Consider the following 14,608-nt stretch of genomic DNA (forward strand, 5'->3'; position numbering starts at 1 on the left):
GGGCGGTCAGACGGCCGCCTCCTGCTCCTGACCGGCGTGCTCCACCGCCGCCCGCGCCAGCGCCCGGACCACCGGATGCGGGCGCGAGCCGTCGCCGGACAGTTCCGGCTGGAAGAGGGTGGCCAGGAAGAAGGGGTGGCCGGGGAGTTCGGCGATGCGGACGTGGCCGTCCTCGTCGTGGCCGGAGAAGCGCAGGCCGTGGGCGCGCAGGGTGTCGAGGTGGCGGGTCGGGCCGTAGGAGCAGAAGTAGCGCTCGACCGTGCGCTCCGAGCCGATCGCGGACTCGGCGAGCGAGCCCGGTTCGACCGTGACGGCCGCCTCGTGGCCGACGAGGGAGCAGGCCAGCGGTTCGATGAGGAGGTCCTCGGCGCCGGGGTCGTTCTCGGCGTGCGCGACCCGGGTCAGCCCGCACACGTCACGGGCGTACTCCAGCAGCGCGTGCTGGAAACCGCCGCAGGTGCCGAGGAACGGAACGCCCTCCACGCGCGCGGTGCGGATCGCGGACAGGACGCCGGCCTCGCTGCGGTAGGGGCTGCCCGGCAGCACCCACACGGCGTCGAACCCGCGCACCGCGTCCGGTGCCTCGGCGTCCTCGGACGGGATCCAGTAGGCGTCGAGGACGAGCCGGTCGCGCTCGGCGAGGGCGTCGAGGATGAGCGGGAGACGGGAGTGCGAGACGACGTTGGGGGAGCGGTCGCCGACCAGGGCGATACGCGCGGTGCGAGCGGTCTGATCCGCGGTGTTCGTCATGCCGTTCATCCTGGGCGCGACCCGATGTTCACGTCCAACGATGATTCCTGCTCTCCCGATAAGCAGTACTGATGGGATGCTGTCCTCCGTGGATCCGCACCTCCTGCGTACGTACGTCACCGTGGCCCGGCTCGCCTCCTTCTCGGCGGCCGCACGCGAGCTGGGCTACACCCAGTCCGCGGTGTCCCAGCACATCGCCGCCCTGGAACAGGACCTCGGCGCCCCGCTGCTCAACCGCCGCCCCGTGACGCCCACTTCGGCGGGCGAACGGCTTCTGGAACACGCGACCCCGCTGCTGCTGCGCCTGGACGCCGCCCGCGCGGACGTCGTCCGGATGGCCGCCGCACCCGAACGCGGACTCACCCTCGCCACCGCGCCGACCGCACTCGGGCCGCGCGTCCTGACCGCCCTCCCGCGCGCGGGCGTGACGCTGCGCGTGCTCACCCGGGACGAGGTGCCGGTTGCTGTCGCCACCGGCACCGCCGACCTCGGCCTGGTCGACGGGATCGCGGCCCCGAACGATCCGCTGCGGCTGCCCGACGTGGCCCCGCTGACCACCCACGGCGTCGCCGAGGAACCCGTCTGCGTCCTGCTCCCCGACGACCACCCCCTGGCCGGCCACGCCGCCCTGCGCCTCGGCGACCTCGCCGCCGCCCGCTGGCTCGACGCACCCGACGCGGGCGTCCCCCTCGCGCGGCTCCGCGCCGCGAACGGCGGCGGCGCCTTCCGCCCGGCCCTGCGCTACGACGGCACCGACATCCGCGTCCTCACGGCTCTCGCCGCCGCGGGCCACGGCCTGACCCTGCTGCCCCGCTCGGCGGCCACCGGGGTGCGTGGCGCGGTCGCCGTCCCGCTCACCGAACCACGCGTCGTGCACCGTACGGAGCTGGTGTACGGGGGAGCCCCACGAGGGGCGGCGGCGCGGTTGGTGGCGCGCCTGGTGGAGCGGGAACGGGAGTGAGGTGCCACGCGCGCGTGCGGCGCGCAGGGCCTTCCCGCTCCTGCCCCCCGGTCAGTCTCACTCGTTCGTGGCACGTCGCGCGCCGGTGCGCCGGGTAGAGCATCTGCCGGAGGCGATCCATGGAACAGACTGCGCTGCGTCCCAAGCCGATGCCCGGTCAGGAACCCGGCGGCGGCACCAAGCCCGGCCCCACCCGGCGCCCGCACGCCGCGCGGCGCCGCGGCCGACGGCTCGTGACCCTGCTGTTCGGCCTGTTCGTCGGGACCGTCCTGGTGCTGTCGGGGGTCGGCCTCGGCACGGTCGGCGCCACGGTGATCGGCATGAGCAAACTCGCCGAGATGCAGCGCCAAGCGGCCCGGCAACCGGCGCCGCCGACCGTCCCGACCGGCCGGACCACGCCCTCCGCGAGCCCCTCGCCGTCGGCCACGGCCGCCGCCGCGACACTCGGCGTGGAGGCCGTGGACGCAGACAAGGCGGGCGCCCTGGTCGTCGGCGTCCACATCCCCGGCCCCGGCTACACGGCCGGCCTGATCCGCGGCGACGTCCTGCTCACGTTCGGCGGCACCCGGGTCGACTCGGCGGCCGACCTCGCGCGCGCGGTCGCGCGTGCCCGCCCCGGGGACGAGGTCACGATCACCGTGCGGCACCACAGCGGCGGCTTCCAGCAGTTCACCGTGGTCCCCGGGTACGTCGTCTGACCCGGCGCCGCGCGTCGCCCGGGCCGGGGAAGTCCCGCCGATCGGCTCGCGTGGCCCTCCGGGTCCGGGCAGGATGCTGACCGTAGCCCCGTTCCGTCCGTCCTCGGAGGCCTGAATGACCGGTAGCCCGCCCGCGCCCTTCACCGCCGCCGACTACAGGGCCCGCATGGACCGCGCCGCGCGGGCCGCCGCAGACGCCGGTCTCGCGGGACTCCTGGTCGCGCCGGGACCGGACCTGGTGTGGCTCACCGGCTACGCGCCCACCGCGGTCACCGAACGGCTCACTGTGCTCGTCCTGGCCCCCGGCCGCTCCCCGGTCCTCGTCGTGCCCACCCTGGAGGCCCCCGACGCGGCCAAGGCGGCCGGCGCCGACGCCCTCACCCTGCGCGACTGGACCGACGGCAAGGACCCCTACGCCGCCACCGCGGCCCTCCTCGACGCGACCGGCCGCTTCGGCATCAGCGACAACGCCTGGTCCATGCACCTGCTGGGCCTGCAGAAGACGCTGCCCGACACCACCTACGCCTCCCTCACCGACGCGCTCCCGATGCTCCGCGCGGTCAAGGACGCGGCCGAACTGGACCTCATGGCGGCCGCCGGAGCGGCCGCTGACGCAACGTACGAGGAGATCCGGAAGGTTCCCTTCGCCGGCCGCCGCGAGTCCGACGTCGGCACCGATCTCGCCGATCTGCTACGGCAGTTCGGGCACTCCCAGGTCGACTTCACGATCGTCGCCTCGGGCCCCAACGGAGCCAACCCGCACCACGAGGTCGGCGACCGCGTCATCCAGCAGGGCGACATGATCGTCCTCGACTTCGGCGGCCTCAAGGACGGCTACGGCTCCGACACCTCGCGCACGGTCCACGTCGGCGAACCCAGCGACGAGGAACAGCGCGTCCACGACCTCGTCCGCGAGGCCCAGGAGGCAGGGTTCCGCGCGGTGCGCCCCGGAGTCGCCTGCCAGGAGGTCGACCGCGCCGCCCGCGCGGTCATCGACGACGCCGGATACGGCCCCTACTTCATCCACCGCACCGGCCACGGCATCGGCGTCACCACGCACGAGCCGCCGTACATGATCGAGGGCGAGGAACAGCCCCTCGTCCCCGGGATGTGCTTCTCCGTGGAGCCCGGCGTCTATCTGCCCGGGCGCTTCGGGGTACGCATCGAGGACATCGTCACGGTGACCGACCACGGTGGCCGCCGGCTCAACAACACGGCCCGCGAGATGGCCCTGGTGGACTGACGACGACCAGGAGCCCCGACACCCCGAACGGCGACGGCCCGACCATGACCCAGGCACCGACACCCACCGCGGACACCGTCCGCCAGCTGGTCCGTTCCCTGCTCAAGGACGGTACGGCCGACGGTGCCGGACCCGAGATCACGCCTGTCGCCGAGGGCGGCGGGCACGACACCTGGTGGGTCGGCTCCCGCCATGTCCTGCGCCTCGCCCCGAACCGCGCGGCCACCGTGCGCCAACGCCGTGAACTGCGCCTGCGCGACCTCGTACGGCCGTATCTCCCCGTCGCCGTTCCGACGAGCGTGGCGCACGGCGAGTGGGCGCCCGGGCTCACCTACACGCTGGACACCAAGGTGCCCGGGCGTTCCGGCGAGGACCAGGACGTCTCCGCCGTCGGCGAGGCCGACCTGGCCGGGCTGCTCACCGGGCTGCGCGAGGTGCCCACCCGGCACGCCGAGTCGCTCGGGATCCCGCGCACCGCACCGCGCTCCCTGGAGGAGCTGCGCCGCACCGCCGAGCAGGCCGCCGAACGGCTCGCCGCCGCCGACGAGTTCGACGCCGCCCGCCTCCACCAGCTCACCCCGCCCGGCGCGATCCAGCTCGCCGCCCAGCCCGGCACCGCGGTCCTCGTCCACCACGACCTCAAGGGCGAACACCTCGTGGTGAGCACCGACGGCCGGGTCCGCGGCGTCCTGGACTGGACCGACGCGGCCCTCGGCGACCCCGCCGAGGACATCGCCGGACTCGCCCTGGCGGTCGGTTCCCCCGCCGCCGTACGCGCCGCGACCCTCGCCGGCTACGGCGCCCGCCCCTGCCTGCGCGGCCTCTGGCTCGCCCGCTGTGACACCGTCGTCCGCCTCGCCGACTGCCTCAAGGGCCGCGAAACCGGGCCCGTCCCGCTCCTCAGGACCCAACTGCGCCGCAGCTGGGAGGCGATCCTGCTGGAACGGGTGACGGAACTCAGGGAAGGGGACGGGGAGTTGTAGCGCGCAAGCGTTTACGCGAACGATTGCGCAAGCGTTTACGCCGGCCGTCCGCAAGCGTTCGCGCAAGCGTTTACGCCGCCGGTCCGTAAACGCTCGCGCAAGCGTTTACGCCTGCGCCAGCACCACGCACGACTCCCCGGGCAGCCGCAGCAACCCGTCCGCCCCCGGCGCCTCCACCGGCTCCCACGCGGCCAGGATCTGCGCCGGGCGGGTGCCCAACGGGATCGCGGCCGGTTCCTTGCCGAGGTTCACGGCGACGCGTACGTCTCCGCGGCGCAGGGCGAGCCAGCGGGCGTCCTCGTCGTAGGCCACCTTCGTGTCGGTGAGGTCGGGGTCCGTGAGGTCGGGTTCCTGGTGGCGGAGGGCGATGAGCCGGCGGTACCAGGCCAGCACGCGCGCGTGGGGTTCGCGCTCCGGCTCCGACCAGTCGAGGCAGGAGCGGTCGCGGGTCGCCGGGTCCTGCGGGTCGGGTACGTCCTCCGCGGCCCAGCCGTGCGACGTGAACTCCCGTCGCCTGCCCTGCCGTACGGCCTCCGCGAGGTCCGGGTCGGTGTGGTCGGTGAAGAACTGCCAGGGCGTGCCCGCGGCCCACTCCTCGCCCATGAACAACATCGGTGTGAAGGGTCCGGCCAGGGTCAGCGCGGCGGCGCAGGCCAGCAGGCCGGGGGAGAGGGAGGCCGAAAGGCGGTCCCCCTGGGCGCGGTTGCCGACCTGGTCGTGGGTCTGGCTGTAGCCGAGGAGGCGGTGCGCGGCCACGCGCGTGCGGTCGAGGCGGCGGCCGTGATGACGGTCCCGGAAGCTCGAATAGGTGCCGTCGTGGAAGAAGCCACCGGTCAGGGTTTTGGCGATCGCCGAGAGCGGGGCCCGCGCGAAGTCCGCGTAGTAGCCCTGCGATTCACCCGTCACCGCGGTGTGCAGGGCGTGGTGGAAGTCGTCGTTCCACTGCGCGTGCAGCCCGAGTCCGCCCTCCGCGCGGGAGGTCACCACGCGCGGGTCGTTCAGGTCGGACTCGGCGACCAGGAACAGCGGCCGGCCCGTCTCGGCGGCCAACGCGTCGACGGCGGCGGACAGTTCCTCCAGGAAGTGGCACGCGCGCGTGTCCTGCAGCGCGTGCACCGCGTCCAGCCGCAGCCCGTCGATCCGGTACTCGCGCAGCCACGCCAGCGCGCTGCCCAGGAGGAACGCGCGCACCTCGTCCGAGCCGGGCGCGTCCAGGTTCACGGCACTGCCCCAGGGGGTCTGGTGCGTGTCCGTGAAGTAGGGGCCGAACACGGGCAGGTAATTCCCGGACGGGCCAAGGTGGTTGTGCACCACGTCGAGCACGACGCCCAGGCCCAGTTCGTGGGCCCGGTCGACGAACCGCTTGAGCCCCTCGGGGCCGCCGTAGGCCTCGTGCACGGCCCACAGGGAGACGCCCTCGTAGCCCCAGCCGTGGCGGCCGGGGAACGGGCACAGGGGCATCAACTCGACGTGGGTGACGCCCAGTTCGACGAGATGGCCGAGCCGGTCGGCGGCCGCGTCCAGGGTGCCCTCGGGCGTGTACGTGCCGACGTGCAGTTCGTAGAGCACCGCTCCGGGCAGGGGGCGTCCGGACCACGCGGCACGCCACGCGTACCGCTCGTGGTCGACGACCGCGCTCAGCCCGTCCGGGCCGTCCGGCTGGCGGCGCGAGCGCGGGTCGGGCCGTGGCGGGCCGTCGTCCACCGCGAACCCGTAGCGCGTGCCGTCGTCCGCCTCCGCCTCGCCGGTCCACCACCCCACGCGCTCGGGATCGCGCTCCAACGCGCGCGTGGCGCCCTCGCAATGGAGCGTCACACGGTCTGCCTCTGGTGCCCACACCTCGAACTGCACGGACGGTTCCCCTTCGTCTGCTCACCGGGATGTAGCCCGTCCATCGTGCTTCAAACGAGATCAATCCGCTTTTGAATCCGTCCCTTTGGCGCAGGTGTCGTCATCTTCACGCGCGTGCGTGCCGTTTCCGCGTCTTCTGGACACCCGGGGTTCACTGCCCGACAATCACGAGCGTGACGTCGTCCTTCGAGTTCCACACGTACCCCGCGCGGCTGTCCGACGTGGAGCGCGACAAGGCGCTCAAGGTCCTCCACGACGGCGTCGCCATGGGGCGGCTGTCCCACGACACGTTCATCCGGCGCATGGAGCTGGCGCTCGCCGCCCGCCGGTCCGAGGACCTCGTACCGCTCACCGCCGACCTGCCCACCGAAAGCCGCCTCTCGCGTGCCCTGTTCGGCACCGTGGAGGCCGTCTCCGGCTTCACCGTACGGCTCCGGAGGGCCTGGCAGGCCGAGCGGCTCCCCAAGCTGCTGCTGCCCCACCCGGGCAACGGACATCCCCTGCGCATCGGCCGCGACCCCGCCAACGGGCTGCGCCTGACCCACGAGACGGTCTCCCGGGTGCACGCCGAACTCAGCCGCCAGGGCGGCATGTGGGTGCTGCGCGACCTCGGCTCGACCAACGGCACGACGGTCAACGGCCGACGGGTGACCGGCGCGGCCGTCGTCCGCGAGGGCGACCAGATCGGCTTCGGGCGGATGATGTTCCGGATCGCCGGCACCTGAGCCGGACCGGGCCGCACTTCACCTCTGGCCTGGGCATTACCCGACGTGGCGATCTTGGATGAGCGTGAAATCCCTTTGCGTACGGCGGTGTTGACGTACCCCGTCCGTCGTGACTGACTGTGCGTACACCATGCACACCAGGTGAACCGACGGCACCACAATTGTGGAGGTGTGCCCTGCCGCCACTCCTCCGCTACCCGTCCGTGGACGAGTTGGCCGCCCAGGCCGCCGCGCTCGTCGCCCGCCACCCCCAGGACGCCCGGCTGCGCCGCGTCGGGACCTCCCGCGCCGGTACGCCCCTGTGGCTGCTCTCCGTGGGCCACGGCGGCCGCCAGGCCCTCGTGGTCGCCGGACCGCACGCCAACGAGCCCGTGGGCGGCGCGACGGTGCTCCGGCTGGCCGAACGGGTCCTCGCCGACCCCCGGTTGAGCGAGGGCGCCGACGCCACCTGGAACCTGCTGCTGTGCCTCGACCCCGACGGCTCGCGCCGCAACGAGGGCTGGCTCCCCGGCCCGTACACCCTCGGCCGCTACTTCCGGAACTTCTTCCGCCCCGGCTTCCTGGAACAGCCCGAGTGGCTGCCCGACGGCGCGGCCGGCGCCCGACTCCCGGAAACGCGCGCCCTGTTGGAGATCCAGGACGAACTCCGCCCCTTCCTCCAGTGCTCCCTGCACGGCGTCGACGTGGGCGGCGGTTTCGTGGAGCTGACCCGCGACCTCCCGGGTCTCGCCCGCCGCGTCGCCCACACCGCGGCCCGCCTCGGCATCCCGCGCGAACTCGGCCCCTACGACACCCTGTACTGGCCGACCCTCGGCCCCGCCGTCTACCGCATCCCGCCACCGCGCCCGGGCGACCTCGCCGCCGCCATCACCGAGGCCGCCGTCGAGTCCACCTGGTACCACCCGCACCGGCACGGCACGGTGACCGCGGTCGTGGAGGCGCCGATGTGGGGCGTGACCGGCGTCGAGAACGGCGCACCGCCCGCCGACGCGGACGCCTTCCTGCGCACCGTGAGCCACACCCTGCGCCACGACAGCCGCGTCCTGGAGCAACTCCTCGCGCGGATACGGCCGTTCGTGCAAGGCGACGCCGAGGCGGGGTTGGGCGTCGGGCTGCGGGACGCCTGGCCGCGGCCCGCCGCCGACCCGGTGGTACCGCCCGCGCGGGACACCGCCGAGCCGCGTCCGCGGACCCTCGTCGTGTCCGACGCGGCGCGGCTGCTCGCCCCGGTCGACGACTATTTACTGGTGATCCCCGGGCTCGCCGACGCGTGGGACCCCGACGTCGACACCGGCGCCGCCCGTCCGCTGCCGCCGCTCAACACCGCCCACCTGGCCGCCCTGCGCATCGCGGGGCGACGGCTGGCGCTGCGGACGGCCGGGCTGCTGTACCAGCTCGTGATCGCCTCCGGGAGCGATCAGGCCGGTGTACTCCCGGAGTTGGACCGGCTGATCGACCAGTGGTGCGCCGATTACCGCGACGGCTGCGGGGCGCGCTGGATCTCGGTCGCGCGCCAGGTCGAGTACCAGTCACGTGTGGTGCTCAGCGCGTTCGAACTGGCCCGGCGGCACGCGCCCGTGCGCTCCCGTTCGGGTGAGCCGGGGTGGGGTACGGAGACCGCGGTGCCGATGCACCAGGAATGACCTACACCTTCAAAACGACCGTGCTCCGGAGTGCCCTGCTTCCGGCGGCACTTGTGCTCCTCGCCGCCGGACAGGCACCGGCCCAGGCGACCGCGCCCCACCACGGCGTCCGGGGCGACTGGCTCTACCTCACCGTCACCCGGGGCGACAGCCGGTCCAGTGACACGCGCGGGACGCTGCTCCTGTGCGACCCGCCCCAGGGGCACGCCCACGCGGCCGAGGCCTGTGCCGAACTGGGCGCCGCGGGCGGCGACATCGACGCCGTCCCGGCCAAGGGCGTCATGTGCCCGATGATCTACGCCCCGGTGACCGCCCACGCGCGCGGGGAGTGGAAGGGCCGCCCGGTCGACTACAGGAGGACGTTCTCCAACGGGTGCGTCATGGCGGCGCGCACCGGAGAGGTCTTCGCGCTGGACACCTGAGGCGCGGGCCGAACGGGCCGCGTCAGGCCGAGCGTTGGGCACGCACGCGTGGGGCGTCCCCGAATCCGCCCGCCTGCTCGCGCGCGTGCAGCGCCGCCGCCACGACCGTGCGGGACTGATGCTCGACCTGGTGCTCCAGGGGCACCCAGCGGGCCCGGAAGCGCTCCGCGAAGGCGTCGCTCCAGGACGCCACGAGGTGTTCGAGCAGGGGCGCCGCACGGTCGTCGGTCTCCCGCAGGACCCGCAGCAGCATCGCGGCCGCCCGCAGCGGCAGCCGGCGCCCGAACGCGTCCACGCTGCCGACGTACGCCATCGTCGTGTCGGCCGGCCGTGTGTGCATCCAGTCCGCGGCCAGGCCGGGCACCAGCTCCAGCGCCCACTTCGCGGCCCGCAGCAGCGGTGTGTCGACGCCCTGGAGGCGCGGCAGCGCGTCGGCGAGCACCCACTCCACCTCCCGCGTGTCCCGCAGCAGGCGCCGCGCCAGCCGCCGTATCGCCGCCGCCGGGGCGGGATGCGGTGCCGGGTCGTCCACCAGGTCGCTGGCCCACATCGGGACCTCCACGACCGCGGTCAGACCGCCGTAGCGGTGCGCGTGGTACCAGGTGCTGTGCCGGGCGTCGTCCGGCATGCTCGGGTACGCCACGTCCGAACCGGGCGCCGGCATCACATGCACCCCGGGCCCCGAGGCGGGCCAGCCCGCCGCGTCCGAGGCGCCCGTCTCCACCGGGATGTGCAGCTCCGCCGCCGACTTGGCGAACGGCTCGGCCAGCCCCGGTATGTCCTTCGTCAGCTGCACCCAGCTGCCGCCCAGGTCGGTCCCGTGCAGGGTCACCTGGAGGTAGGGCCGCAGTTCGTCGATGACCCGGGTCAACGTCCGTGTCTCGGGCGGCAGTCGGTCGGGCGGCAGCACGGAGGGCGACCACTCCGGCTGCTCGGGCCCGGCCGGCCGGTAGAAGCCCAGGTGGTAGTCGAGCAGGCTGCGCGGCGCCGGCGTGACATGCAGACTCGCCCCGTCCGGGTCCGCGCACAGCAGGAAGTGCCAGGAGGTGTCCGACCTCAACTCCCTTTCCCGTACGACCCGTTCGGCCAGGGCGAGGAGAGTGGAGCCACCGGTCGGCTCGTTGGCGTGGGCGCCCGCGACCACCAGGACGGCGCGCTGGGCGTGCCCCACGGACAGCAGATGGAGCGGCCTGCCCGCGCGGGAGACGCCCACCTGCCGCAGAGCGCACAGGCCCGGCCGATGCGCGGCCAACGCCCTTGCGGACGAGACCAGTTCGGTCACACTGGGGTATCGCAACTCCGGCAGGAGACTCACCCCCGATTAGTCAGCCCCGGCTTCGCAATCGCAGTACTTCACGGGCTCTGTGAACTGTCAAGGAGACCGCGGGGGAGGCTACCGGGGGCGCCCAGGCGCATTTACCGGCAGCCGGTAGGGGCGTTGGTGCCAGCAGGGGGCCGGGGTTCTCCAGGAGGTCCCACGGGCGTCCGCGCTCACTCCCGACGACGTCCCCGTCGGGCACACGCGCGTACCCCCGCACCGGGCACACCGACGCCGCCGTTCGTCACCGCACGCCCACCGCCCGGCACGCACCCCGGGGCCGTACGCGGGTGCGAGCCGGTGGCCGGGACGGCCCTACGGCGTGCGGCCGGTCCGCGTACGCCGTAGGACCACGGGATGCCTGCTTCACCCGTACGGCCGTATGAGGGCTGCGTCCCGCGCGGTGCGGTGGTCGGCTGGGGGCAGCCGCGTGTGCGCATGGCGCGGAGGACCGGCCGCGCGCCCCACGGCGCGGGGCGGAGCGACGACCACGGGAGCGGACGGCGGTGCTGTGTCTCACGGACGTGCTCGTCACGCGGACCGCGGGCGCCCCGGCCCGCCCACCGGCCCCGCCGAGCCTGCGGACGGCCGTACGGGACCCGTATCCGCTCTACCGCACCCTCCGCACGCACCACCCGCTCGTGTACGACGAGCCCTTCGGCGCCTGGCTCGTCAGCCGCTACGACGACGTCCGCGCCGCGCTCGCCGACCCCCGGCTCGTCCCCGTGCCCGGCGAGGGGACGTCGGAGGCCGATCAGCGCCTCGAACGCGCGCTGCGCGGGCCCGCGCTGGACGCCCTGACCGCCGCCGTCGAACGCGGCGCCCATGTCCTCGCCCGTCGGCTGGCCGCGCGTGAAGAGGCCGATCTGGTGGCCGAGTTCTGCGACTGGCTGCCCACCGCGACGGTCGTGGCCGCGCTCGGGCTGCCGTACGAGGAGACCGCGCGCGTGCACTGCTGGTGCCGCACGGGACTCGGCCCCTCCGGGGGCGGGCGTTCCGAACTGGGCGTCTTCCTGCGCCCGTTGACGGCCCGGCGCCGCGCCCATCCGGGCGGTGACCTGCTGTCCGCCCTGTGCGCCGAGCGGTCCGACGAGACGGTCACGGGGCTGGTGGGCACGCTGCTCGGCGCGGCGGGGGAGACGACCGCGCGGGCGCTCGCTTCGTTCCTCGCCAACCTCCTTGACCATCCGGGTCAGTTGGAGGTGCTCCGCGCCCGCCCCGAGCTCACGGCCGGAGCCTGGGCGGAGTCCCTGCGCCGTGATCCGCCGCTGCACCTCGTGCTGCGCCGGGCCGTCGAACCCGTCGGCGCGATCCCCGCCGGAGCCACCGTCGCCTGCCTCCTCGGCGCCGCCGGCCGCGACCCGGAACGCTTCACCGACCCCGACCGCTACGACGCCTTCCGACCCGACCCCGCCCCGCTCGCCCACGGCACCGGCCGCCACACCGCCTCCGACGCCCTGCTCGCCCGTCTCACGGCCGAACACGGTCTGCGGGCCCTGCTGGCCGCCCTGCCGGGCCTGCGCCGCGCAGAGGGCGCCCGGACGGCGCCTGAGGACCTGGTCCGGCGCTCGCCCAAGATCCTCAGGGTCCGCACCCGCTAGTCGCTCTCGCCGCCCTTCTCCAGCAGGACCACCGGCAACTCCCCGAAAACGTCCGCCACGCGTGCGTGCCCCGTGAACTCCCGCTCCGGAGCCAGCACATCGGCCCATCGCCCCGGCGGCAGCGGCAGCACCGTGTCCCGCCAGCCGCCCGCCTCCGCGAGCCGCGCCGACAGCCGGGTCACCGCCGTGACCACGGCTCCCGAGCGCGCGAACGCCACGCAGTGCGCCGCCGCCGGGCCCTGTGCCGTCAGCGGGGCGTACGTCGCCGCGTCCCCGAAGACCTCGGGGCGACGGGCCCGCAGCCGGAGCGCGGCGGCCGTGAGCGCGCCCTTGTCGCCGGGGTGCGGCGGCGGGAAGGGCACCGGGCGGCGGTTGTCGGGGTCGACCAGGGCCAGGTACTCGGCCTCCGTGCCCTGGTAGAGGTCCGGGACGCCCGGCATCGTCAGCTGGACCAGGGCGGCGCCCAGCATGTTGGCCCGGATGTGCGGCTCCAGTGCCGTGCGCAACGCGGCCACGTGCTCGCCGGGAGCCCCGCACGGGCCCGCCGCGACGAACTCCGCCACGGCCTCCTCGTACGGCGGCTCCTGCTCCGTCCAGCTCGTGTACAGGCCCGCCTCGCGCACATGCTTCAGCAGCGCCTCCTGGACGCGCCCGGCGTCCGCGGGGCCGAGCCCGAACACCGTCTGCCAGGCGGCCCACGCCAGTTGGGCGTCCGGCACGCCCTCCCCGGTGCGGGTCACCTCGGCCAGTACGTCGGCCCAGCGCTCCGGCACCTCGGTGAGCACGGCCAGCGCGGCCCGTACGTCGGCGCTGCGCTTGGTGTCGTGGGTCGACAACACGGTGCCCATGGCGGGCCAGTCGCGCTGCACGCGCGCGCAGTACGCGTGGAAGTCCTCCGGGGACACGGCCGGGCTCCCCGGGTTCCCGCCCACCTCGGTCGCCGACAGCAGCGGCACATAGCGGTAGAAGGCCGTGTCCTCCACGGACTTGGCCCGCAGCGCGGACGAGGTCTGCGCGAACCGCGTCCGGAACTCCACCTGTTCGGGGCCGTCCCCGTACCGCCCCAGCAGCAGCTCCCGTACGACATCGACGGCGCCCGCCTCCTCCGGGACGACGAACGCCTGCCGGGCCTCGGCCGCCGCCTCCTCGGTGACGACGGCGGCGGTGTCTCCCGAGGTGTACGGCCGGTACACCTCCAGGCGGACCAGAAGCTCCAGCAGCGCCGTCCGCAGCGCCCAGGGGGCCCGGTCGCGCAGTGCGGGGTCCGGGGAGGTGGCACAGAGGCGGGCCGCGACCCGGGTCAGCCGGTCCATCTCGGCGACCAGTTCGTGCGTGAGCACCTTGTACGCGGCCCGCCGTACCGTCGCCTCCCACTGCCCGCCCCGGTCGGTCTGCGGGGCCGCGAACCTCCGGTACTGGCCCAGGAGTTCACCGGCACCCGCCGGGTCCGTGAACAGCCCGTCGACCTGCCGCAGGGCGTCGTAGCCGGTGGTGCCCGCGACGGGCCAGGACGCCGGCAGGTGCTCCCCGTCCGCGAGGATCTTCTCGACGACCGTCCAGCGGCCCCCGGTCGCCTCGTGCAGCCGCGCCAGGTAGTCGTCGGGGTCGGCGAGGCCGTCGGGGTGGTCGACGCGCAGACCGTCGACGACGCCCTCGCGCAGCAGCTGCAGCATCTTGGCGTGCGTGGCGTCGAAGACCTCCGGGTCCTCGACGCGCACCCCGATCAGCTCCGAAATGCTGAAGAAGCGCCGGTAGTTGAGCTCGGTGCGGGCCAGCCGCCACCACACGGGGCGGTACCACTGCGCGTCCAGGAGCCGGGGCAGCGGCAGTTCCGCGGTGCCCTCGCGCAGCGGGAAGACGTGGTCGTAGTAGCGCAGGACGTCACCGTCGACCTTCAGGTGCTCCAGCTCCGCGCCGACCGGACCGCCCAGCACCGGCAGCAGCACCTGCCCGCCCTGGGCCTCCCAGTCGATGTCGAACCAGCGCGCGTACGGCGACTTGGGGCCCTCCCGGAGAACCTCCCACAGGGCGTGGTTGTGGCGCGGGGCCATCGCCATGTGGTTCGGGACGATGTCCACCACGAGACCGAGACCGTGCTCCCGCGCGGTGCGCGCGAGGGCCCGCAGGCCGTCCTCGCCGCCGAGTTCGTCCCGTACGCGCGCGTGGTCCACGACGTCGTAGCCGTGCGTCGAGCCCGGGACGGACTCCAGGACGGGGGACAGGTGCAGGTGCGAGACGCCGAGCGACGCCAGGTACGGCACGGCCGCCGCTGCCGCCGTGAACGGGAACTCGGGCTGCAGCTGCAGCCGGTAGGTGGCCGTGGGCACTGCCGGGTCGGGTCGCTCAGGTGTCATGCAGACCTACGTACCCGCCCGGCCGTCTTTCGTGTCATCCACTCCCGCATCCGGTCCGC

The 14,608-nt window shown here is 74.3% G+C and carries 12 protein-coding genes; 8 read left to right on the forward strand and 4 right to left on the reverse strand.

From position 1 onward, the window contains the following. Nucleotides 1-6: 6 nt before the first annotated feature. On the reverse strand, nucleotides 7-750 hold the full coding sequence (locus OO69_RS16945) for a glutamine amidotransferase-related protein (protein ID WP_033281488.1): 744 nt from the start codon (nucleotides 748-750) through the stop codon (nucleotides 7-9). A gap of 88 nt (nucleotides 751-838) precedes the next feature. On the opposite strand from OO69_RS16945, the gene OO69_RS16950 reads away from it, so the two are divergent. The 4 genes from OO69_RS16950 (at nucleotide 839) to OO69_RS16965 (ending at nucleotide 4,635) form a co-directional block, all read left to right on the forward strand. After that, nucleotides 839-1,711, forward strand: a complete 873-nt coding sequence (locus OO69_RS16950) for a LysR family transcriptional regulator (protein WP_234444456.1) — start codon at nucleotides 839-841, stop codon at nucleotides 1,709-1,711. Between the two features lie 119 nt (nucleotides 1,712-1,830). Beyond that, entirely contained in the window at nucleotides 1,831-2,409 is a 579-nt protein-coding gene (locus tag OO69_RS16955) for a PDZ domain-containing protein (protein WP_033281490.1), read from the forward strand. A gap of 115 nt (nucleotides 2,410-2,524) precedes the next feature. Further along, a complete protein-coding gene (locus OO69_RS16960; protein WP_033281491.1) occupies nucleotides 2,525-3,652 on the forward strand; it encodes an aminopeptidase P family protein in 1,128 nt (375 codons plus the stop codon). Between the two features lie 44 nt (nucleotides 3,653-3,696). After that, a complete protein-coding gene (locus OO69_RS16965) occupies nucleotides 3,697-4,635 on the forward strand; it encodes a phosphotransferase family protein (protein WP_033281492.1) in 939 nt (312 codons plus the stop codon). Between the two features lie 105 nt (nucleotides 4,636-4,740). Here the strand turns inward: OO69_RS16965 and treZ are convergent, their stop codons facing one another. Beyond that, nucleotides 4,741-6,486, reverse strand: coding sequence for a malto-oligosyltrehalose trehalohydrolase (gene treZ / locus OO69_RS16970; RefSeq protein ID WP_033281493.1), 1,746 nt, complete (start codon nucleotides 6,484-6,486; stop codon nucleotides 4,741-4,743). A 173-nt stretch (nucleotides 6,487-6,659) separates the two neighbouring features. On the opposite strand from treZ, the gene OO69_RS16975 reads away from it, so the two are divergent. From OO69_RS16975 to OO69_RS16985, 3 genes are all read left to right on the forward strand, one after another. Further along, on the forward strand, nucleotides 6,660-7,211 hold the full coding sequence (locus OO69_RS16975) for a DUF1707 and FHA domain-containing protein (protein WP_033281494.1): 552 nt from the start codon (nucleotides 6,660-6,662) through the stop codon (nucleotides 7,209-7,211). 203 nt (nucleotides 7,212-7,414) lie between these two features. Then, on the forward strand, nucleotides 7,415-8,854 hold the full coding sequence (locus OO69_RS16980; protein ID WP_234444457.1) for a M14 family zinc carboxypeptidase: 1,440 nt from the start codon (nucleotides 7,415-7,417) through the stop codon (nucleotides 8,852-8,854). Beyond that, nucleotides 8,851-9,276 (forward strand): SSI family serine proteinase inhibitor, encoded by a 426-nt coding sequence (locus OO69_RS16985; protein ID WP_033281496.1) that lies wholly within the window; start codon nucleotides 8,851-8,853, stop codon nucleotides 9,274-9,276. Before OO69_RS16980 ends, OO69_RS16985 begins: the two co-directional genes overlap by 4 nt. A gap of 22 nt (nucleotides 9,277-9,298) precedes the next feature. Here the strand turns inward: OO69_RS16985 and OO69_RS16990 are convergent, their stop codons facing one another. After that, a complete protein-coding gene (locus OO69_RS16990) occupies nucleotides 9,299-10,591 on the reverse strand; it encodes a M14 family zinc carboxypeptidase (RefSeq protein WP_051801070.1) in 1,293 nt (430 codons plus the stop codon). A gap of 509 nt (nucleotides 10,592-11,100) precedes the next feature. Between OO69_RS16990 and OO69_RS16995 the strand changes: the two genes are divergently transcribed. Further along, a complete protein-coding gene (locus OO69_RS16995; RefSeq protein WP_033281497.1) occupies nucleotides 11,101-12,195 on the forward strand; it encodes a hypothetical protein in 1,095 nt (364 codons plus the stop codon). Here OO69_RS16995 and treY read toward each other — a convergent pair. Continuing rightward, nucleotides 12,192-14,549 (reverse strand): malto-oligosyltrehalose synthase, encoded by a 2,358-nt coding sequence (gene treY / locus OO69_RS17000; protein WP_033281498.1) that lies wholly within the window; start codon nucleotides 14,547-14,549, stop codon nucleotides 12,192-12,194. The genes OO69_RS16995 and treY overlap by 4 nt on opposite strands. Between the last annotated feature and the right edge of the window lie 59 nt (nucleotides 14,550-14,608).

The organism is Streptomyces sp. NRRL F-525, from assembly GCF_000716605.1.
Lineage (GTDB): Bacteria > Actinomycetota > Actinomycetes > Streptomycetales > Streptomycetaceae > Streptomyces.

What these genes read in the sequence shown, in the direction of transcription:
- OO69_RS16960 (WP_033281491.1), top strand. Translation starts at nt 2,525, where the DNA reads ATGACCGGTAGCCCGCCCGCGCCCTTCACCGCCGCCGACTACAGGGCC.
- OO69_RS16985 (WP_033281496.1), top strand. Translation starts at nt 8,851, where the DNA reads ATGACCTACACCTTCAAAACGACCGTGCTCCGGAGTGCCCTGCTTCCG.
- OO69_RS16945 (WP_033281488.1), bottom strand. Translation starts at nt 750, where the DNA reads ATGACGAACACCGCGGATCAGACCGCTCGCACCGCGCGTATCGCCCTG.
- OO69_RS16955 (WP_033281490.1), top strand. Translation starts at nt 1,831, where the DNA reads ATGGAACAGACTGCGCTGCGTCCCAAGCCGATGCCCGGTCAGGAACCC.
- treY (WP_033281498.1), bottom strand. Translation starts at nt 14,549, where the DNA reads ATGACACCTGAGCGACCCGACCCGGCAGTGCCCACGGCCACCTACCGG.
- OO69_RS16965 (WP_033281492.1), top strand. Translation starts at nt 3,697, where the DNA reads ATGACCCAGGCACCGACACCCACCGCGGACACCGTCCGCCAGCTGGTC.